This is a genomic window from Bradyrhizobium genomosp. I (2014), from assembly GCF_000261685.1.
Classification (GTDB): domain Bacteria; phylum Pseudomonadota; class Alphaproteobacteria; order Rhizobiales; family Xanthobacteraceae; genus Bradyrhizobium.
In genome coordinates this window covers 1-17,226 of the sequence record NZ_AJQE01000053.1, presented here as the reverse complement: position 1 = coordinate 17,226, position 17,226 = coordinate 1, and the positions used below count along the sequence as shown (strand labels likewise).

Sequence of the window (17,226 nt, the reverse complement as noted above, 5' to 3'; positions counted from 1 at the left end):
TTGTTCCCAGCCTCTCTGATGGCCTGGAGCGGCGGCGCAACCTGGCCGGTCTCGCTGCTGCTCGTCGCCTGCGCCGCCATCACCGCGATCGCGACCACGTTCGCGCCGGAGATGGCGAACAAGGAACTGACCTGATCCCGCGGCGCCGCTGCCGGCGGCGCCACGACTTCTCACAAGGATTTGTCATGCTTGATACGATCAGCGCCGGTGCGACGCAGGGCGCAGCACAGCTCGGGTGGACCGGCGTCGTGCGCTTCCTCCATCTCGTCCCACGCGCGTTCCTGCCGATGCGCGCAGCCGAGACCATTACCCTCGTCGCCGGGAAAGGAATCGAGGGCGACCGCTACATGATCGGCAAGGAAGAGGGGTTTTACTCGCACAAGCCGGAAGAGGGCCGGCAGGTCACCCTGTTCGAACTCGAGACGCTGGTTGCGCTGAAGCGCGACGCCGGGATCGATCTCGGCCCGGAAGAGCATCGGCGTAACGTCACGGTGGAAGGCGTGCCACTGAATCATCTCGTCGGCCGCCGCTTCTGGCTGGGCGAGACCCTGCTGGAAGCGACGCGGCTGTCGGTGCCGTGCCGGCACATCGAGGAGATCACCGGCAAGGCAATCTTCGATCCCCTGATCAATCGCTCCGGCCTCAACTGCAAGATCCTGCAAGGCGGCATCGTCAGGGTCGGTGATACCGTGCGGAATGCGGCATGAGCGCGCGCCCGATCACGACGGTCAAGACGGTCGTTGCCGGCATCGAGGAGGCGGGGGCAGGCATCAAACTGTTCACGCTGGCCGATCCCGACCGGTGGGAACTGCCGTCGTTCAAACCCGGCGCGCATATCGATCTGCATGTGCCGAACGGACTGGTCCGCACCTATTCGCTGTGCAACGAGCCCGCGGATAACGCGCGCTATGTCATCGCGGTCAAGCGCGAAGCTGATGGACGCGGCGGTTCGCGGGCGCTGCACGACGAAATCGGCATCGGCGATGTCATCGGCGTGTCGTTGCCACGCGGCGGACTTGAGCCCCAGGCTCGAATCGCGCGCTACGTGTTCCTGGCTGGCGGCATCGGCGTGACGCCGTTCTTGTCCATGGCGCGGCATCTCGAACGAACCAAGCAGGCCGACTTCACGCTGCATCTGATCGTGCGTGAGGAGGTGCCGCTCGCCGCCCATCTCGTCTCGCTGGTCGAAAGGGGGCGCATCATCGTGCACCGGACGTCCCGGAACGGGCGTCCCGATCTCGCAGCGCTCGTCGGAGAGGGCGGATCGGAGACGATGGTCGCCTGCTGCGGTCCGGAAAGCATGATCGACGATTTCGAGCGGGTGACTGCAGCGTGGCCTGCGGCGAGCGTCCATGTCGAGCGGTTCGTCGCACCTGCGCCGGTCATCGATCCCGACGCCAAACCCTTCACACTGTCACTGGCGCGCTCGGGCGCCGAGATCGAAGTGCGCGCCGGCCAGACCATGCTGGCCGCTTTGCAGGAGGGAGGCATCGAGATCGCGACCTCCTGCTGCGGCGGCATCTGCGGCGCCTGCAAGGTCGGATGGATCGAAGGCAAGCCAGTTCACCGCGACCGCGTCCTGTCGCCCTATGAACGCGAGCGCTATCTCATGGTTTGCGTGGCGGGCTCGGACGCCGAGCGGCTGGTGCTGGACCTCTGAACTACCAATGGACGCTCTGGCTCGGCACGATGAAGGTCGTCGTGCTTGGCTGTGTCGCAAAGCTGCGCGCCAGATACCAGCCTGAGCCGAGGACAAGTGCGAGCAGCGCGATGATGGCGAGCAGGTCGATGGTTCTGGGATCGTGTTCCCTGTGACCGAAATTCGGACCAGGCCTGAAGTGAAAGCGAGGGCTGATTTTCCAGCGCATTGTTGTTTCCTCCCGTGGGAGCATCAAAACAACGCGAGCGGAAAGTGCCGGTTCCGGTCAGGGCAGCGATGTTCGAAGCACCGCAGCAAACGTCAGGATGCATTGACGCCGCGCCAGCGGCCGTAGCGCCAGGGCAGATACCAGCGTGCACCTTGCGGCGCGGTGAGGGGCACGTTGTCGATGCCGGACGTGCCGAAGGGGTTGCAGCGGAGCAGGCGCGCGAGCGTCATCCAGCCGCCGGCCCAGAGCCCGAACCGTTCGATCGCCTCGTCGCCATAGACGGAGCAGGTCGGCAAATGCCGGCAGTTGTAACCGACCAAGGGCGACAGCGTATGGCGATAGAGCCAGATCAGCGCGCGGCCGAAACTGCGCGGCAGCCGGAGCACACCCTCGATTGAACTGGAACAATGCCCGCAGGCTGAATGCTTCATGTGCGCTTTGTCGCGACCTTGAGCGCGGTGTTGCACGGTTCCGGGGCAGGGAACCGTAAGTTGTTGTTTTCGGGCCATATTTTGCGTGCTTTTTGGGAGCAGTGCAGCAAGTACCTATGGACGAACTGTATTCGCCCGGATACCATTTTTGTGACGTCCATGTGTAGACTGATCGGACGCGAAACGGGGCTTGCCTGGATCGGCTTTGGCTAGTGCTTGGGGCTTGGGGAAGGGACCAGTTTGAAACTTCTGACGTTGCTCAATCTTCGCGGCTGGCTGCTGGTGGGAACCGCCGTCTGTGGAGTCGCGCTGGCTGGCGCCGTCGCGACATGCGGGTCGTCGGCCCGGGCAGGTGCTGCACTGGAAGAGCGCAAGCTGCCGATGAAGTTCAGCTGGGTCGCCTGCGAGCCGAACTGCCGCGGCTGGGTCAGCGCAGTCGGCATCATCACGGCGGATACGCCCAAGGAATTCGAAGAGTTTTCGCGCGGACGCCAGCTCGGCGGCGCCACCGTGGTGCTCGATTCCAGCGGCGGTTCCGTCAATGACGCAATCACGCTCGGCCGCCGCTTCCGCAATCTCGGGCTTTTGACCACGGTCGGCGTAAGCCTGCGCGGCGGGCAGTCGGCTCGCCCGGCGGTCGCGCCGGAGGCCTATTGCGAATCCATGTGCGTGTTCCTTCTGCTGGCCGGCAAGAAGCGCTACGTGCCGGAGGCCGCCCATGTCCGCGTCCATCAGATCTGGATGGGCGACCGGGCCGACGATGCCAAGGCAGCGAGCTACAGCGCGCAGGATCTGACGATCGTGGAGCGCGACATCGGCCGTCTCGCCAAATACACTTTCGACATGGGCGGCGCCGGCGATTTGCTGTCCCTCGCGCTAAGTGTTCCACCCTGGGAAGACCTGCACGAGCTCGACGCCGGCGAACTCAAGCTCACCAATCTGGTCACGACCGACCTTGTGGCTGATGTGCTCCCGCATGTGGACATCTCAGCGCCGGCAATGGCGGAGCTCGCACCGAAGTCGCAGGCCAGGTTCGGTGCGGAACCGGAGCAGGCGCAGCCTGCCAAATCGACCAGGACGGCGGAAGCTCTGGTGCCGACGGGTAGCGTGGCCACGCCGGCTACGGCGACGCAGAAGTAAGCTCTTAAATTCTGGCAGTCATTCCGGGGGGCGCGTAGCGCGAACTATGGTGCGCAATTGCGCACCTGAGAATCTCGCGGTGCAATCTCGGGATTCCGGGTTCGATGCTGCGCATCGCCCCGGAATGACGGAGAGGGGTTTCAGCCCTGCGCCGCGGCCGGCTGCTTGGGCTCGGCCTTGGCCTTGGCCTCGATCTGGCCGATGGCATCAACCACGGCATCGAAGGTCAAAAGCGTCGAGGCATGGCGCGCCTTGTAGTCGCGGACCGGCTCGAGGAATTTGATCTCCTCCCATTTGCCTTCAGGAGGCGCACCATTCTCCTTCAGCATCTTGCGAACAGTTTCGCGTAACTCACGGAGTTCGCTCGCAGTCGAGCCGACGATCCGACTTGCCATGATGGATGAAGAGGCTTGGCCCAAGGCGCACGCCTTCACGTCATGCGCGAAGTCGGTGACGGTATCTCCGCTCATCTTGAGATCGACCTTCACGGTCGAGCCGCACAGCTTTGAGTGGGCAGTGGCGGAGGCATCGGGGTCCGACAGCCGCCCGAGGCGCGGAATATTCCCGGCCAGCTCGATGATCCGCTTGTTATAAATGTCGTTCAGCATGTGAAGGAGTCCAACACTTCGGCGCCGGATCGGCCTTGGCGGGCGCCAGCCACGGTCCTATATAGGGGCGGAACTGGCGGAAAAACAGTCCAGCGGTGCGGCGGCGGTGATCCGGAACCGTTGCTCCGGCGCGGACTTTCGCCAAGAACTGTTCTCTTCAGGCGTCCGGCGGCTTGGCCGCCCCGTCTGCCGGTGACACTCCGGCCGCGAGGCCGTCGAACGGAGTCGATATGGACGCTGCAATCAAATCCATCCGTCCCAACAAGCCCTCCGACCGGCAGCCCGAGAGCCGCCCGGCCGAGCTTGATCCTGCCGAATTCCTCGCGGCCGCCGTCCGCGCCGACCAGCCGCGCCCCGCGCGCGCAGAGGCGGAAGCTGCGGTGAAGACGCTGCTCGCCTATATCGGCGAGAACACCGAACGCGAGGGCCTGCTCGACACGCCGCGCCGCGTCGTCGAAGCTTTCGACGAACTCTATCAGGGTTACCACCAGTGCCCGGCCGAGGTGCTCGACCGCACCTTCGGCGAGACCGCCGGCTATGACGACTTCGTCCTGGTGCGCGACATCGAATTCACCTCGCAGTGCGAGCATCACATGATGCCCTTCTACGGCAAGGCGCACATCGCCTACACGCCGGTGGAGCGCGTCGTCGGCCTGTCCAAGCTCGCGCGCCTGACCGATATCTTCGCCCGCCGGCTCCAGACCCAGGAGCACCTGACGGCGCAGATCGCGGCGGCGATCGACGAGGTCCTCAAGCCTCGCGGCGTTGCGGTGCTGATCGAGGCCGAGCATACCTGCATGTCGGTGCGCGGCGTCGCCAAGCATGGCGCCTCCACGTTCACCAGCCGCTTCACCGGCATGTTCCGCGACAATCCCGCGGAACAGGCCCGTTTCCTGTCCCTGGTGCGAGGCACGACGCGCTGACCTCGCAAGGCTTGATTTTTTGAGCATGGTCTTTTCGGAAAACCGCTTCACACTTTTCCTGCTCATGCTCCGGCGAGGGCCGCGTGTCCGCTCACTCCCATGAGATCGAGGAAGGTCTCGCCTTCCTGCCCAAGTTCGACGCGAGCGGTCTCGTGACTTGCGTCGCGACCGACGTCGCCACCGGTGACGTGCTCATGGTCGCGCACATGAACGATGAGGCGCTGCGCAAGACCATCGCGACCGGCGAGGCCTGGTACTTCAGCCGCTCGCGCAATGCCTTGTGGCGAAAAGGTGAGACATCAGGTCAGACCCAACGCGTCGTCGAGATGCGTACCGATTGCGACCAGGACGCGGTCTGGATCCGCGTCGAACAGATCGGCGCGGCCTGCCACACCGGGCGACGGTCGTGCTTTTACCGCAAGGTCGAGGCCGAGGGCCGGGGAGCGAAGCTCGTCTTCACGGATGCCGAGCGGCTGTTCGATCCGAGCACGGTCTACAAGAAGTAGCCGGCCGCCATTCCGGGGCGTGCGAAGCACGAGCGCTGAATTAACCCCCCATTAACCATACCTGTCCCACGGTGAGATGACGGGCGCCGAATTGCCGGCGTCGTTCAACGCCGGGCGGGCCGGGCACTTCATCATGTCGATCGACAATTTCAGTGCCACGCAGACGGCCGGCCTCGATCCGTCGCGAGCCCGCGTCGCCGGTGCGATCAAGCAGGCTTCGAACGTCACAGGCGTCAGCTTCCAGTACTTGCTGACCACCGCCAAGATGGAATCGGATTTCGATCCGGCGGCGGGAGCCACCACCTCGTCCGCGCACGGGCTCTTCCAATTCATCGACCAGACCTGGCTCGGCACCGTGAAGGAGGCCGGCACCCAGCTCGGCTACGGCAGCTATGCCGATGCCATCACCAGAACCTCGGCTGGCACCTATACCGTCGATGATCCCGTGATGAAGCGGTCGATCATGAAGCTGCGCGACGACCCCGAAGCCGCCTCCAGCATGGCGGCGGCGCTGACGCAATCGAACAGCTTCAAGCTCACCGGCCTGCTCGGCCGCAGGCCGTCCGACAGCGAGCTCTACATGGCGCATTTCATGGGCGTCGGCGGCGCGGCCAAGCTGATCGCCAATGCCGAGGACAATCCGCAGGGGGTCGGCGCGCGATTGTTTCCCAACGCGGCGTCCGCGAATCGCTCGATCTTTTACGCCAAAGACGGCCGCGCCCGCAGTGTCTCCGAGGTCTATTCGGTGCTCGATGCACGCTATGCCAGTGCAGCCAGTTCGAAAGTGACCCGCAGCGCGATGGCGATGTATGGCGGCACGCCGTCGACGACCGAGGTCGCGAGCGCCAATGGCGTGCAGCCGACTGCACCGATGGTCGACAACGCCGCTTATCTCCAGACTTTTCCCAACACGAATGCCGTGACGCCGGTCAGCGCGACATCATCGACAACGGTCGCTGACAATACGCCAGTCGCGCCGGCCTTCCGCTCGATCTATCAGCCGGGCGACGCCACACAGCCGGTCTCGACCACGGTGCAGAAATTGTGGGGCAATAACGCCTCGGTCGCATCGGCCACGCCCGACGTGCGCCCGCCGCAACCGCTCGATCTCTTCAGCGACCGCAGCGGCACGTTCTCGAGCTGATCGAGCTCCCGTGTCCCGGACAAGGCGCATCGCGAAAGCGATGCGTCGCAGCGCCGGGACCCAGGCCACGAGCAGCACCTCTGAGATTCTGGGCCCCGGCTCAGCAGCGCATCACTAACGTGCTGCGCTGCGTCCGGGGCACGCGCGGCCGGCGGCTTGGTTCCCTTAACAAATCATCAATAAAACCAGTCGGTTATGGTGAACGCTTTGTTAAGCGTCGTGGTTTATTTTGTGTTGCGGGTGACGAGCCGTCATCATTTTCGTTTGTTGTGTAAGCCGGAAGCAGGATGATTGTTCGGCAGTTCATCAATTGGATCAGGACGGCGCCCGCCGGCGAGCGGGCCGAGGCAACACGGGCGTTGGCCAGGGCCTGGCTGATCTCAGACCTTTCCGCAGATGACCGCATCGCCGCCGAAGGCGCGCTTCTGATGCTTCTCGACGATCCCTCGCCCCTGGTGCGGCAGGCGATGGCCGAAGCCTTTGCCCGCAGCGCCGAGGCGCCGGCCGCAATCGTGCGGGCGCTGTCGGCGGATCAGCCGACGGTCGCTCTGCCCGTGCTCGAACATTCCCCGTTGCTGATCGACGCCGATCTCGTCGACATCGTCGCGACCGGCACCGAGGAGGTTCAATGCGCCGTCGCACGGCGCATGGCGTTGCCGGTATCGGTCTGCGCCGCGATCGCCGAAGTCGGCTGCGCGGCTGCCGCACTGGAGCTGATCGAGAATCCCCACGCCGAGCTCGCCCCGTTCTCATGGAATCGCATCGTCGAGCGCCACGGCCATCTCGCCGCGATCCGCGAGGCGATGCTGGTGCTGGAGGATCTGCCGTCCGCAACGCGCGCCGCACTGGTGGCAAAGCTCTCCGAGACCCTGGCGCAGTTCGTCGTCGCGCGGAACTGGCTCAGCGCCGACCGCGCGGACCGCATCACGATCGAGGCACGCGACCGCTCCACCATGAACATCGCGGCGCGCTCGCGCGGCGAGGACATGCAAGGTCTGGTCGGGCATTTGCGCGTCACCGGCCAGCTCACCGCGGGGCTGATCCTGCGCGCACTGCTCTCGGGCAATCTCGATTTGTTCGACGCGGCCCTCGCCGAACTCGCCGACCTGCCGCTGGCACGCGTCTCCGCGCTGCTGCACGACCGCGGCGGCAACGGCCTGCACGCGCTGCTCCGTCGCGCCGGGCTTCCGGAGGCGACGTTCGCGGCGTTCCAGGTCGCGCTCGATGCCTGCCACGAGCAAGGCTTCGTCGATAGCGACGACGGCGCGGTGCGGTTGCGCCGGCGCATGGTCGAGCGCGTACTCACCCATTGCGAGACCGACCGGGCCGCCGCCGAGCCGCTGATGGTCCTGCTGCGCCGCTTCGCCACCGAGTCCGCGCGCGAAGAGGCACGGCTGTTCTGCGACGAGCTCGTCGCGGATGACGCGATCGAGCTGGTCCATGATGATCTGATTGCGGCATAGTTCAAAGCCCGCGATAGGGCAGGCCGGAAGACACAAACTCCGTCATTGCGAGCGCAGCGAAGCAATCCAGATTGTCCCCGCGGAGGGATTCTGGATTGCTTCGCTGCGCTCGCAATGACGAGAGGAGAGAGTCTTTACTCCACCGGCACGATGCTGGGCGCCAGGATCACCTCGAGATGCTCGGGGCGGTCGCGGTTGACGTGGGCGAGATAGTCGTCGGCGACCTTGCGCAGGCGGCGGCTGAGCTCGGTGGAGACGCTGAGGCTGTCGAGCCTGGTGTTCTCGTGCACGATGGCGAGAATGGCGTTGATGTGATGCGTGAACAGCTCGGCCGAGACTTTCTCCAGATCAGGCGCATGCTCGATGACGCGGCACAGGCTCTCGGCGATTCCCGCAGCCGACGGAAAGCCGAATGTCGCCGCATCGCCCTTGATGTCGTGTGCGGCGTGGAACAGCTCGTCGCGCAGTTCCTTGGCGAAGCCATCCTTCTGCACCGCAGTCCAGGCGGCGGACAGTCTCTGAGCTTCGATCGCCATCCAGTCCTTGAACTCGCCGGAGAGGCCCGCGAGCGCCTGCTCGGCGCGGCCGACCGGATCGTCCATGTCTTTTTCTTCGACCCGGCGCAGCACCTTGCGCAGCGGGTTGGGCTGCGTGATGACGTGGTGCGTGGCGAAAGCCTTGACCTCGATGTCCTTAGCGCTGTTCTTCGCCATGATACCTGCCTCGCCTGGGACGTTGCGCTAGATGGAGGAGCGGGCCTTGTCGAGCAGCGAGGGCTGCTGCAGCACCTCGTGCTTTTCGCCGACGCGGCGCTCGGGGCCCATATAGGCGGAGTTGGTGTTGCGGCGCCGGTCCGGCCCGAAATAGGTCTTGGTCTTGATGAAGGGGCGGGGATTGGCGACGACGTTGAGGATGCGCTGATAGAGGCCCTTGGCCGAGATCGGCTTGGCCAGGAATTCGGTGACGCCGGCATCGCGCGCGACCGTGACGCGGCGCTTCTCGGAATGACCGGTCAGCATGATGATCGGTGCGTAAGGGTTGCCCTTGGATTCGGGCTGCCGGATCATCTGCGCGAGCTCGAGCCCGTCGAAGATCGGCATCGCCCAGTCGGTGATGACGATGTCGGGCACGTAGTGGCTGTACATTTCGAGCGCCGTGGCGCCGTCCTCGGCTTCATAGACCTCGCGCGCGCCGAAGGAATGCAGCAGCGTCCGCAGGATGCGGCGCATGTGCGGGTTGTCGTCGCAGACGAGGAAGCGCAGCTTGTTGAAGTCGATGCGAAACATGACGCCCGGGCCAAAGCGGTCAACCTTCGTTAACCATATCGCGCCGGGAGTTAACGAAGCGTTGCGGCCGGGGCTCCGGGGGCGTTGCGCGGCAGGTTGTTCAGTAGCCGAACTGCTCGCGCAGGATACGCTCTTCCAGGCTGTGGCCGGGGTCGAACAGCATTCGCATCGAGATGGTCTTGTCGGAGAGCACCTCGACGCGGCGGACGTCGCGAACCTCGTCGTGGTCGGCCACGGCTGCCACCGGCCGCTTGTCCCCCTCCAGCACCTCGATCACGACATAGGCGGTGTTGGGCAGCAGGGCGCCGCGCCAGCGGCGCGGACGGAAGGCGCTGATCGGCGTCAGCGCCAGCAGCGCGGCGTTGATCGGCAGAATCGGTCCCTGGGCGGACAAATTGTAGGCGGTGGAGCCCGCCGGGGTCGCCACCATGATGCCGTCCGCGATCAGCTCGGGCATGCGCTCGCGCTCGTCGATCAGGATCCTCAGCCGCGCGGCCTGATAGGTCTGCCGGAACAGGGCGACCTCGTTGATGGCGTGGTGAAGATGGACGCGGTCATTGACGTCGGTCGCGCGCATCAGCAGCGGATTGATCTCGGATTCATGCGCGGCTTCGAGCCGGGCGCGAAGATCGTGCGTGGAGTATTCGTTCATCAGGAAGCCGACCGTGCCGCGGTGCATGCCGTAGATCGGCTTTCCCGTGTGCATGTTCTGATGCAGCGTCTGGAGCATCAACCCGTCGCCGCCGAGCGCGACGACGACGTCGGCGTCCTTCGGGTCGCAATTGCCGTAGTCCCTGGTGAGCTGGCCGAAGGCGGCCTGCGCCTCGCTGCTCGGGCTGGCGACGAAGGCGATCCGGTCGTATCGCGAGGGTTTGGTCATGGCTTCCCAGGCAGGTGTGCCGCTGGCTCGAGTAAGTTCCGCCGGGCTCGTCTATACGAGGTGGGCCTCTATTGTCGAGGAGGACCGCCCTCCAAAGCTAACGGAGACTGTCGCTCCGGGTGATTTGACCCTGGGCGGCCTGTTCAGGTCCCGTCAGGCCAATGATCCCCCAAACCGTCGCAATTCCGCGCTAGCCTTCTGGCCCTCACCGGCTGTCGCAGCCGGGCAGGGAGAACGATCATGGTGACGAATTTGCCGGTGCTCCGCCGCGCGAGCCTGGTGCTGGCAGTGTCGGCTTTCGCTCTTGCGGGCTTTGCGCGCGCGGATGATCCGCCGCAGCCGCGCTCCGAGGCGGCGTCGCCGGCCGGACAGAAGGGCGGCCGCAGCAGTAACGTGCAAAGCGTGGCGCAGGGCTCGCCATCGGCGGCCGAGCTGCGCCGTCTCCCGCCGGATTCGACCACGAAGCAGACGCTCGATCTGCCCGGCCGAACCCTCAATTTCGCCGCGACCGCCGGCTCGATCCGCGTGTTCGACGGCAAGGGCGAGCCGCTGGCCGACATCGCCTACACGTCCTACGAACTCGAAGGTGCCGACCGCGCCACGCGCCCCGTGACGTTCCTGTTCAATGGCGGGCCCGGCGCGTCCTCGGCGTGGCTTCAGTTCGGCGCGGCCGGGCCGTGGCGGTTGCCGCTCGATGGCGAAGGGTTGTCGCCGTCGGCATCGCCCGAGGTCAAGCCGAACGCGGAGACCTGGCTCGACTTCACCGATCTCGTCTTCATCGATCCCGTCAGCACCGGCTACAGCCGATTTGTCGCCAGCAGCGAGGATGCGCGAAAATCCTTCTACTCCGTCGACGGTGACGTCAATTCGATCGCGCTCGTGATCCGCCGCTGGCTGGAGAAACATGATCGGCTGACCTCGCCGAAATACGTCGCCGGCGAAAGCTATGGCGGCATTCGCGGCCCGAAGGTCGTGCGCCAGTTGCAGCTTCAGCACGGTGTCGGCGTCAGGGGACTGATCATGGTGTCGCCGTTGCTGGATTTTCGCGAGTTCGCCGGCACCAGCCTCCTGCAATATGTCGCGACGCTGCCGAGCTATGTCGCGGTGGCGCGCGAGGCCAAGGGACCGGTCAAGCGCGCCGACCTCGCCGACGTCGAGGCTTACGCGCGCGGCGAGTTTCTAGCCGACCTCGTCAAGGGCGAGGCGGACAAGGAGGCCACCAATCGCCTCGCCGACAAGGTCGCCGAGCTCACCGGCATCGACCAGGCGGTGAGCCGCAGGCTCGCCGGCCGCTTCGACGTCGGTGAATTCCGCCGCGAGTTCGACCGCAAGAACGGCAAGGTGACGGGACGCTATGACGGCTCCGTGCGCGGCTTCGATCCCTATCCGGATTCCAGCAGCTCGCGCTTCGGCGATCCCTCCGGCGATTCGCTCCAGGCGCCGCTGACGAGCGCAGCGGTCGACGTCCTGACCCGCAAGCTCAACTGGCGGCCCGACGGCTCCTATGAAGTCCTGAACGGCGCCGTGGAAGGCCACTGGGACTTCGGCCGTGGCATCAACCCGCCGCAATCGGTCTCCGAGCTGCGTCAGATCCTCGCTACGGATGCGAAGCTGAACGTGCTGGTCGGGCACGGTCTGTTCGACCTCGCCACGCCCTATTTCGGAACGAAGCGGGTGCTCGACCAACTGCCGGCCTTCGTGACGCAGCGCGTGAAGTTCGTCGTCTATCCCGGCGGCCACATGTTCTATTCGCGCGACGGATCGCGGCAGGCGTTCCGCAGCGAGGTCGAGGCGATGATCAGGGAGTAGAGCTTGATCCTGAAAACGTGCGGAGCGGTTTTCCGACAGGATCATGCTCCGACTAAAGAGGCCGGCGTTTGCGCGGCTTGTATTTCCGCGCGATCTCGCGCGCGACGACCTTGCCCGGCTTCACGTTCGCGCCGGCGACCCAGATGTCGCTGATCTTGCCGCGCTTGTCACGGATCCGGCGCACCGGCTCGCCGTGGCTGGAATAGCCGGCGGCCCAGGCGAGCTTGCCGGTGTCGCGGCCGGTGACTTCGATCTCGGCGGCATCCATGAAGGGATTGTTGAACTGCGGATTGGCGACGAGCACGCGGTTGCCTGCGGGGACGAGATCGGTCGCGCCCCAGATCGTCCACCATCGGCCGGTCCAGTCGCGCACGCGTCGGTCGGGCGCGCCGCGGGTCTGGAAGACGCGAAGGATCTGCATCGCGCCGTCCATCCAGAACGGGGCGGCGCCGTCGATGGAGTTGCTGAGAATGCTGATCGCCAGCTCGCAAGCGGGAATGGAGCAGGTCCGGGAGATGTAGCCCTGGAAACCGCCGCCATGGCCGAACCAGTCCCAGCCGTCGGTCTTGCCGGCATTGACGCCCAGGCCATAGTAGGTCTCGAAGCTCTGCGGGATGCGCCAATGGTGTCGCGTCATCTCGCGCCGGCTCGCGACCGACAGCACGCTCTTCTTCGCGTTGGGTGCCAGCTGCGCGAAGAAGCGGGCGGTGTCGGCGGCGGTGGCGACGAAGCCTGCGGCGGATGCCATCGCATGTGCGGGATTGTCGCCGGGGATCACGCCACGCTCGCCCAGCGGGACTTGGCGCGTATGCCCGCACGCGAACGGCGTGCCCCTGGCAAGCGGCGCATTCGGCTCGGTTTCGCGCAAGCCCGCGGCTTCGATGATCTCGCGCTTGATCCAGACCGGGTAGGGCTCCCTGGTGACGGCTTCTATCACGAGACCGATCAGCCCAAAGCCGTGATTGGAATATTTGAAGCGGGTGCCGGGCTCGATTGCGGTCGGTAGCTTCAATTCCGCGAGCAACTCTTTCGTGTCGAGATAGGGGCGGCTGTCGATGAACTGGCCGGAATCGGCGCCGTCGCGCGTCAACCCCGCGCTGTGCGAAAGCACTTGCGCGATCGTCGTCTCGGCGACGCGCGGATGGAGGCCGCCGACATGTTGGCCGACGGTGTCGTCGAGCCGGATCTTGCGCTGCTCGCGCAGCTTCATGATGCCGGCGGAGGTGAAGCTCTTGGAGTGCGAGGCGATGCGGAAGCGGTGGCGCGGGGTGAGCTTCTCGCCGGTATCGAGATTGGCGAGGCCGAACGCATGCTCGGCGACGACCTCGCCGCGGTGAGCGAATGCGACGAGGACGCCCGGCTGCTGGATTGTCGTCAGCTGGAATTCGATCCAGGAGCCGATGTAGTCGATCGCGGATCGCAGCCACGTGTCCATTGCGCACCAATTTGCAGGGAAGTTCGGTGCGGGAGGCTAGCCGAGAAAGCGGAACGGGCACAACCCGAAAGGTCGTGCCCGTTGAATTCGTTCAAGGATGCGATGTCTCAGTAGACCAGCCTCGCGCCGGTCGGCTTGTCGAGCGCTGCGGCAAGCGAGCGATACTCCGAGCTATCGGTGCCGGCAAGCGAGGCGATCTTGTTCAGGTGATACTGCGCCTGTTCGCGGTTGCCCTGTTCGAGCTGCCAGAGGCCGTAATACTGCCAGGTGCGGACGTGGTTCGGATCGTCCTTCAGCGCCAGCTCGTAATAGACCTTCGACGACCGATAGTCGCCGAGTTTGCGATAGGAGTAGCCGATCAGATTGGCGACGTCGGCGACGTCGTCGCGCTTGAGCGACTTCAACTGGTCGATCGCACCCGTGTAATCGTGATTGTCGTAGATCGCGGCATAGGCGGTGCGATAGGCCGCGAGGAATTTGGGATCGCTGACGGCGGAGCTCTTCTTCTTGCCCTTCTTGGACGAGCTATCCGACTTCGGCGGCGAGGACGGCTCGTCGCTGCCAGCGGCATAGGCGCTCGAGAGTGCCGGCGCTGCCGCCAGCGTCATGGCGACCAGGCCCGGCACAACAAGCGTTGAGAGTTTGCGCATCTAAATTCTCCAGTATGGAACGTGGCGATCCTACACGATTGCCCGAAGACCGAAACACCCACCGCACGGAAACATTCCCGCTTCGCACGATCTATTCGCCCGGCCGCGGATGACAAACTTGTCATAGAGATGAACGAAAGCCTGCAGAGGACTTCAGACAGAGTTCAAAACGCCCAGCCTAGGCTCCGACCCACGATCGATGGGTAGGCGAGAGGGCGCCGCCTGGAGATCCTTCCAAGAGGAGACCACCATGTTGAAGACGATTTCCGCAGCCTTGTTCGCAGCTTCCGTGATCGCAGCCCCTGCCTTCGCCGCCGAGGCCGGCAAGACCACCACGACCGCCCCGGTGATCAAGGCGGACCAGAGCCAGACCAAGGCGGCGAATACTGCCGTCAAACCGGATGCCGGCGTCAAGGCCGACACGAAGGCTCCCGACGTCAAGGCGGATGCCAAGGCGGACAGCAGGTCGAAGGCGATGAACGCGAACGCCGCGGTCACCACCGATGAGCACAAGACCGTGCGCAAGCATCGCCACCATCACGAGCAGGTCTCGGCCAAGAAATCGCAGAAGGCGCAGCCGGACGCGACCAAGCCGGCCATGTCGGACAAGCGCAACTGACGACTGATCCCGCGCGGCGGCATCCCTGGCATTGCCCCGCCGCCGCGTGCGGAGTTCAGGCCCGGTCCGTTCGCCGTGTCTCGTGCGAAAGCCCGAGGCGCCGGGGGCGGGCCGGCCGGTGCGCTGTTTGCGCCGCCGCAAGCGGATTCCCTTCGTGCAGGCTTGGGGCTAGAACGTCTCCTGATCGGATCGAGCGGAGAGCGGGGCCTGTGGGGCGATTGGCGAGATGTGCGGTGATATTGGCGTTGCCGCTGGCGCTTGCGGCATGTTTCAGCAGCGATGGTGATCGTCCATCCCTGATCGGGGGGGCTCAGGCCGGCGGGCCGCAGCCGTTTCCCGACAATTTCCGGAGCGACACGCTGGCCCTGATGCGGACCTATCTGAACAATCCGGTCGGTGTGCGCGACGCCAGCATGGCCGATCCGGTGCAGCGCGAGGTCGGCGGCCGGCAGTTCTATGTGAGCTGCCTGCACTTCACCCCGCGCGAAACCGATGGCAGCTACAAGATCATGCGCGAACGTGCCGTGATCTTCGTCAACGGCCGGGCGGACCGCGTGGTCGACCGGACCAGCGATCTGTGCGCCGGCGCGGTTTACGCACCCTTTCCGGAACTGGAAAAGATGACGCGGTAGCGCAAAGCCCACCTTCATCGCCTGATGTTAGATACGCGCAGCCGGAGGCACTGGATCACATTTCGGCGAGCTTTGAACGGGGTGATTTCGTCTTGCGACAAATCGTGGCGTTGGGCCTTGCGCAGGCGACAAAAACAGTTAGCTCAGGGCGGTGTGCCGGAACAAAATTGTGTTGTTGCCACCGCGCCACAGTGACGAACGATCAACGTTCCGGCATCGCCGTGAAGCAACCCAATTCACGCCACGTTGTTTCCTGAGTGTCGTAGTTGAAAGAACGGGGATGATCATGAAGTCGATTTTGCTGGGTGCAGCCGCTGTGCTTGCGCTGGCCGCTCCGGCCGCGGCCGCGGACATGCAACCGCGCACCTACACCAAGGCTCCGGCCTATACGCCGCCGCAGGTCATTTACAACTGGACGGGTTTCTACATCGGTGGCCATGTCGGCGGCGCGTTTGCTGGCGACAACAGCTTCCAGTCCAGCGACGCGCGCTTCATGGGCGGAGTGCAGGGCGGCTTCGACTACCAGTTCGCGCCCAACTGGGTGGTGGGTGTCGAGGCTCAGTACTCCTGGCTGCCGACCAACAACAACGGTGTCACCTTCCCGCTGGGCACGCAGGTGACCTCCAACACCGACCAGATCGGGTCGGTGACCGGTCGCATCGGCTACACCTGGGGACCGACACTGCTCTACGCCAAGGGCGGTTATGCCTGGCGCAATAACGGCCTTGGCGTAAACATCGCCGGGGTACCGCAGGCCTTCACGACCACCGGCAACAACAAGGACGGCTATACCGTCGGCGCCGGTCTCGAATACATGTTCGCACCGAGTTGGTCGGCCAAGGCCGAATACCAGTACTACAATTTCGGCAGCACCACCTTCACCTCCGGCCCGGCCGACATCGTCGGCGTTCGTGGCCGGGAGGACGAGCATACCGTCAAGGTCGGTGTGAATTACCGCTTCGGCTGGGGCGGTCCGTCGGGCTCCCGCTACTGACCGCCCGGCAATCCAAGACCCGAAAGGCCGGCTCCGCCGGCCTTTGTCTTGCCAGCTTTCCGTTTGCCGGCTCCTCCTTGTTTGCTTTGCGTGAACCATCTGGCGCGTCATTTGCTTGCAAACGATGCTGGCGCGCCTTCTCACACGCGTCATGGGGCCGGGGTAAAGCAAAAATAATTTTTGCGATTTACGGAACTCGCGCTCCGGAACGCGTTATATGAGAATTACCGGGCTGGTGGGACGACGGACATGCGTATCTTGGTGTCGGCAGTAGTGCTCTCATGCTTCTTCTGCCTGCCGTGCTCTGCACAGACAATCCTCAGATCCGAGCCTCTGATGCTGGCACCCTATGAGGTCGCCTTCGTCAAGGACGCCTCCTGTCCGTCGGGCAAGGTGCTGAAGGTCACCGGCGCCATCCGTGGGCTGCATCGCCGCAAGGCCTGCGTCTCTATGCCTGGCGAGCAGGCGTCGCTGGCGGCCGCCACGCCCTGAGCTCCGGTCCGGTTTCGCCGGAGCTCAAGAATTCAGTTCAAGCTCCATCCTCGACTGCTGGTCAGCCTCAGCCTTGTTCTTGGCGGGGTCCTCGCCCTGAGCTGCCTGGCAAGGCGCGATCTTGTAGTCATTGTCGAGCACCCGGCGGGGTCCCGGCCGCTCGTCGTCCGCCATCACGTCCACGACGAGACCACTCCGCTGCGCGAGCTTCCAGACGTCGGACTCGCTCGGATAGGCCTTGCTGATCCGGGCGTCATTGCAGAACAGGGCGTAAGGCATTTTTTTCCCGCTCCAAGAAAGCCAGTTAACGAATTTGCCGGGTAAGGGGTTCCGGTCCGGGGTTCGA

The 17,226-nt window shown here is 64.7% G+C and carries 21 protein-coding genes; 12 read left to right on the top strand and 9 right to left on the bottom strand.

Annotated elements, in window-relative coordinates; translation table 11 throughout:
- The first annotated feature begins 185 nt into the window (after positions 1–185).
- Positions 186–707 carry an MOSC domain-containing protein gene (locus IC50_RS06150; protein WP_035701781.1) on the top strand — a complete coding sequence of 174 codons (522 nt, stop codon included), beginning with the start codon at positions 186–188 and terminating at the stop codon, positions 705–707.
- On the top strand, positions 704–1,660 hold the full coding sequence (locus tag IC50_RS06145) for a PDR/VanB family oxidoreductase (RefSeq protein WP_035701779.1): 957 nt from the start codon (positions 704–706) through the stop codon (positions 1,658–1,660). Before IC50_RS06150 ends, IC50_RS06145 begins: the two co-directional genes overlap by 4 nt.
- Before the next feature lies 1 nt (position 1,661).
- Here the strand turns inward: IC50_RS06145 and IC50_RS06140 are convergent, their stop codons facing one another.
- The gene (locus tag IC50_RS06140; RefSeq protein ID WP_035701777.1) at positions 1,662–1,868 is read right to left on the bottom strand and encodes a hypothetical protein; all 207 of its coding nucleotides are present in this window, start codon (positions 1,866–1,868) and stop codon (positions 1,662–1,664) included.
- Between the two features lie 92 nt (positions 1,869–1,960).
- Positions 1,961–2,299, bottom strand: a complete 339-nt coding sequence (yidD, locus tag IC50_RS06135) for a membrane protein insertion efficiency factor YidD (RefSeq protein WP_035701775.1) — start codon at positions 2,297–2,299, stop codon at positions 1,961–1,963.
- A gap of 240 nt (positions 2,300–2,539) precedes the next feature.
- Between yidD and IC50_RS06125 the strand changes: the two genes are divergently transcribed.
- On the top strand, positions 2,540–3,439 hold the full coding sequence (locus tag IC50_RS06125) for a hypothetical protein (RefSeq protein ID WP_035701770.1): 900 nt from the start codon (positions 2,540–2,542) through the stop codon (positions 3,437–3,439).
- A gap of 140 nt (positions 3,440–3,579) precedes the next feature.
- Here IC50_RS06125 and IC50_RS06120 read toward each other — a convergent pair whose 3' ends face one another.
- Entirely contained in the window at positions 3,580–4,047 is a 468-nt protein-coding gene (locus IC50_RS06120) for an iron-sulfur cluster assembly scaffold protein (protein WP_035701767.1), read from the bottom strand.
- 230 nt (positions 4,048–4,277) lie between these two features.
- Between IC50_RS06120 and folE the strand changes: the two genes are divergently transcribed.
- From folE to IC50_RS06100, 4 genes are all read left to right on the top strand, one after another.
- On the top strand, positions 4,278–4,970 hold the full coding sequence (gene folE, locus IC50_RS06115; RefSeq protein ID WP_035701764.1) for a GTP cyclohydrolase I FolE: 693 nt from the start codon (positions 4,278–4,280) through the stop codon (positions 4,968–4,970).
- A gap of 83 nt (positions 4,971–5,053) precedes the next feature.
- Positions 5,054–5,476: a phosphoribosyl-AMP cyclohydrolase gene (gene hisI / locus IC50_RS06110; RefSeq protein ID WP_035701761.1), complete on the top strand. Its 423-nt coding sequence runs from the start codon at positions 5,054–5,056 to the stop codon at positions 5,474–5,476.
- Positions 5,477–5,552: 76 nt separating this feature from the next.
- A complete protein-coding gene (locus IC50_RS06105) occupies positions 5,553–6,620 on the top strand; it encodes a transglycosylase SLT domain-containing protein (protein WP_085973593.1) in 1,068 nt (355 codons plus the stop codon).
- Between the two features lie 287 nt (positions 6,621–6,907).
- Entirely contained in the window at positions 6,908–8,083 is a 1,176-nt protein-coding gene (locus tag IC50_RS06100) for a DUF2336 domain-containing protein (RefSeq protein WP_035701759.1), read from the top strand.
- A 134-nt stretch (positions 8,084–8,217) separates the two neighbouring features.
- Here the strand turns inward: IC50_RS06100 and IC50_RS06095 are convergent, their stop codons facing one another.
- From IC50_RS06095 to IC50_RS06085, 3 genes are all read right to left on the bottom strand, one after another.
- Positions 8,218–8,796 (bottom strand): Hpt domain-containing protein, encoded by a 579-nt coding sequence (locus IC50_RS06095; RefSeq protein ID WP_035701756.1) that lies wholly within the window; start codon positions 8,794–8,796, stop codon positions 8,218–8,220.
- A gap of 27 nt (positions 8,797–8,823) precedes the next feature.
- The gene (locus IC50_RS06090; RefSeq protein WP_008549760.1) at positions 8,824–9,369 is read right to left on the bottom strand and encodes a response regulator; all 546 of its coding nucleotides are present in this window, start codon (positions 9,367–9,369) and stop codon (positions 8,824–8,826) included.
- A 100-nt stretch (positions 9,370–9,469) separates the two neighbouring features.
- On the bottom strand, positions 9,470–10,249 hold the full coding sequence (locus tag IC50_RS06085) for an NAD kinase (RefSeq protein WP_035701753.1): 780 nt from the start codon (positions 10,247–10,249) through the stop codon (positions 9,470–9,472).
- A gap of 240 nt (positions 10,250–10,489) precedes the next feature.
- On the opposite strand from IC50_RS06085, the gene IC50_RS06080 reads away from it, so the two are divergent.
- Positions 10,490–12,058: a S10 family peptidase gene (locus IC50_RS06080; protein WP_035701750.1), complete on the top strand. Its 1,569-nt coding sequence runs from the start codon at positions 10,490–10,492 to the stop codon at positions 12,056–12,058.
- A gap of 52 nt (positions 12,059–12,110) precedes the next feature.
- On the opposite strand, the gene IC50_RS06075 is transcribed toward IC50_RS06080, so the two are convergent.
- Both IC50_RS06075 and IC50_RS06070 read right to left on the bottom strand, forming a co-directional pair.
- Positions 12,111–13,493 carry a serine hydrolase domain-containing protein gene (locus IC50_RS06075; protein WP_035701747.1) on the bottom strand — a complete coding sequence of 461 codons (1,383 nt, stop codon included), beginning with the start codon at positions 13,491–13,493 and terminating at the stop codon, positions 12,111–12,113.
- A 107-nt stretch (positions 13,494–13,600) separates the two neighbouring features.
- Positions 13,601–14,143 (bottom strand): tetratricopeptide repeat protein, encoded by a 543-nt coding sequence (locus IC50_RS06070; protein ID WP_035701744.1) that lies wholly within the window; start codon positions 14,141–14,143, stop codon positions 13,601–13,603.
- 250 nt (positions 14,144–14,393) lie between these two features.
- On the opposite strand from IC50_RS06070, the gene IC50_RS06065 reads away from it, so the two are divergent.
- The 4 genes from IC50_RS06065 to IC50_RS43880 all read left to right on the top strand — a co-directional run bounded on the left by IC50_RS06065 (position 14,394) and on the right by IC50_RS43880 (position 16,880).
- Entirely contained in the window at positions 14,394–14,762 is a 369-nt protein-coding gene (locus tag IC50_RS06065; protein WP_035701741.1) for a His-rich protein BRANT, read from the top strand.
- 236 nt (positions 14,763–14,998) lie between these two features.
- On the top strand, positions 14,999–15,394 hold the full coding sequence (locus IC50_RS06060; RefSeq protein WP_035701788.1) for a hypothetical protein: 396 nt from the start codon (positions 14,999–15,001) through the stop codon (positions 15,392–15,394).
- A 286-nt stretch (positions 15,395–15,680) separates the two neighbouring features.
- Positions 15,681–16,388, top strand: a complete 708-nt coding sequence (locus IC50_RS06055) for an outer membrane protein (RefSeq protein WP_035701786.1) — start codon at positions 15,681–15,683, stop codon at positions 16,386–16,388.
- A 249-nt stretch (positions 16,389–16,637) separates the two neighbouring features.
- The gene (locus IC50_RS43880; protein WP_035701738.1) at positions 16,638–16,880 is read left to right on the top strand and encodes a DUF6719 family protein; all 243 of its coding nucleotides are present in this window, start codon (positions 16,638–16,640) and stop codon (positions 16,878–16,880) included.
- A 24-nt stretch (positions 16,881–16,904) separates the two neighbouring features.
- On the opposite strand, the gene IC50_RS06045 is transcribed toward IC50_RS43880, so the two are convergent.
- Complete coding sequence (locus tag IC50_RS06045) at positions 16,905–17,159, bottom strand: hypothetical protein (protein WP_035701784.1); 255 nt, start codon at positions 17,157–17,159, stop codon at positions 16,905–16,907.
- Positions 17,160–17,226: the final 67 nt, after the last annotated feature.

Bases quoted from the DNA above. Each gene is read 5' to 3' on its own strand.
- IC50_RS06150 (WP_035701781.1), top strand. From the start codon at position 186: ATGCTTGATACGATCAGCGCCGGTGCGACGCAGGGCGCAGCACAGCTC.
- IC50_RS06145 (WP_035701779.1), top strand. From the start codon at position 704: ATGAGCGCGCGCCCGATCACGACGGTCAAGACGGTCGTTGCCGGCATC.
- IC50_RS06140 (WP_035701777.1), bottom strand. From the start codon at position 1,868: ATGCGCTGGAAAATCAGCCCTCGCTTTCACTTCAGGCCTGGTCCGAAT.
- yidD (WP_035701775.1), bottom strand. From the start codon at position 2,299: ATGAAGCATTCAGCCTGCGGGCATTGTTCCAGTTCAATCGAGGGTGTG.
- IC50_RS06120 (WP_035701767.1), bottom strand. From the start codon at position 4,047: ATGCTGAACGACATTTATAACAAGCGGATCATCGAGCTGGCCGGGAAT.
- folE (WP_035701764.1), top strand. From the start codon at position 4,278: ATGGACGCTGCAATCAAATCCATCCGTCCCAACAAGCCCTCCGACCGG.
- IC50_RS06105 (WP_085973593.1), top strand. From the start codon at position 5,553: ATGACGGGCGCCGAATTGCCGGCGTCGTTCAACGCCGGGCGGGCCGGG.
- IC50_RS06100 (WP_035701759.1), top strand. From the start codon at position 6,908: ATGATTGTTCGGCAGTTCATCAATTGGATCAGGACGGCGCCCGCCGGC.
- IC50_RS06095 (WP_035701756.1), bottom strand. From the start codon at position 8,796: ATGGCGAAGAACAGCGCTAAGGACATCGAGGTCAAGGCTTTCGCCACG.
- IC50_RS06090 (WP_008549760.1), bottom strand. From the start codon at position 9,369: ATGTTTCGCATCGACTTCAACAAGCTGCGCTTCCTCGTCTGCGACGAC.
- IC50_RS06085 (WP_035701753.1), bottom strand. From the start codon at position 10,249: ATGACCAAACCCTCGCGATACGACCGGATCGCCTTCGTCGCCAGCCCG.
- IC50_RS06080 (WP_035701750.1), top strand. From the start codon at position 10,490: ATGGTGACGAATTTGCCGGTGCTCCGCCGCGCGAGCCTGGTGCTGGCA.
- IC50_RS06075 (WP_035701747.1), bottom strand. From the start codon at position 13,493: ATGGACACGTGGCTGCGATCCGCGATCGACTACATCGGCTCCTGGATC.
- IC50_RS06070 (WP_035701744.1), bottom strand. From the start codon at position 14,143: ATGCGCAAACTCTCAACGCTTGTTGTGCCGGGCCTGGTCGCCATGACG.
- IC50_RS06065 (WP_035701741.1), top strand. From the start codon at position 14,394: ATGTTGAAGACGATTTCCGCAGCCTTGTTCGCAGCTTCCGTGATCGCA.
- IC50_RS06055 (WP_035701786.1), top strand. From the start codon at position 15,681: ATGAAGTCGATTTTGCTGGGTGCAGCCGCTGTGCTTGCGCTGGCCGCT.
- IC50_RS43880 (WP_035701738.1), top strand. From the start codon at position 16,638: ATGCGTATCTTGGTGTCGGCAGTAGTGCTCTCATGCTTCTTCTGCCTG.
- IC50_RS06045 (WP_035701784.1), bottom strand. From the start codon at position 17,159: ATGCCTTACGCCCTGTTCTGCAATGACGCCCGGATCAGCAAGGCCTAT.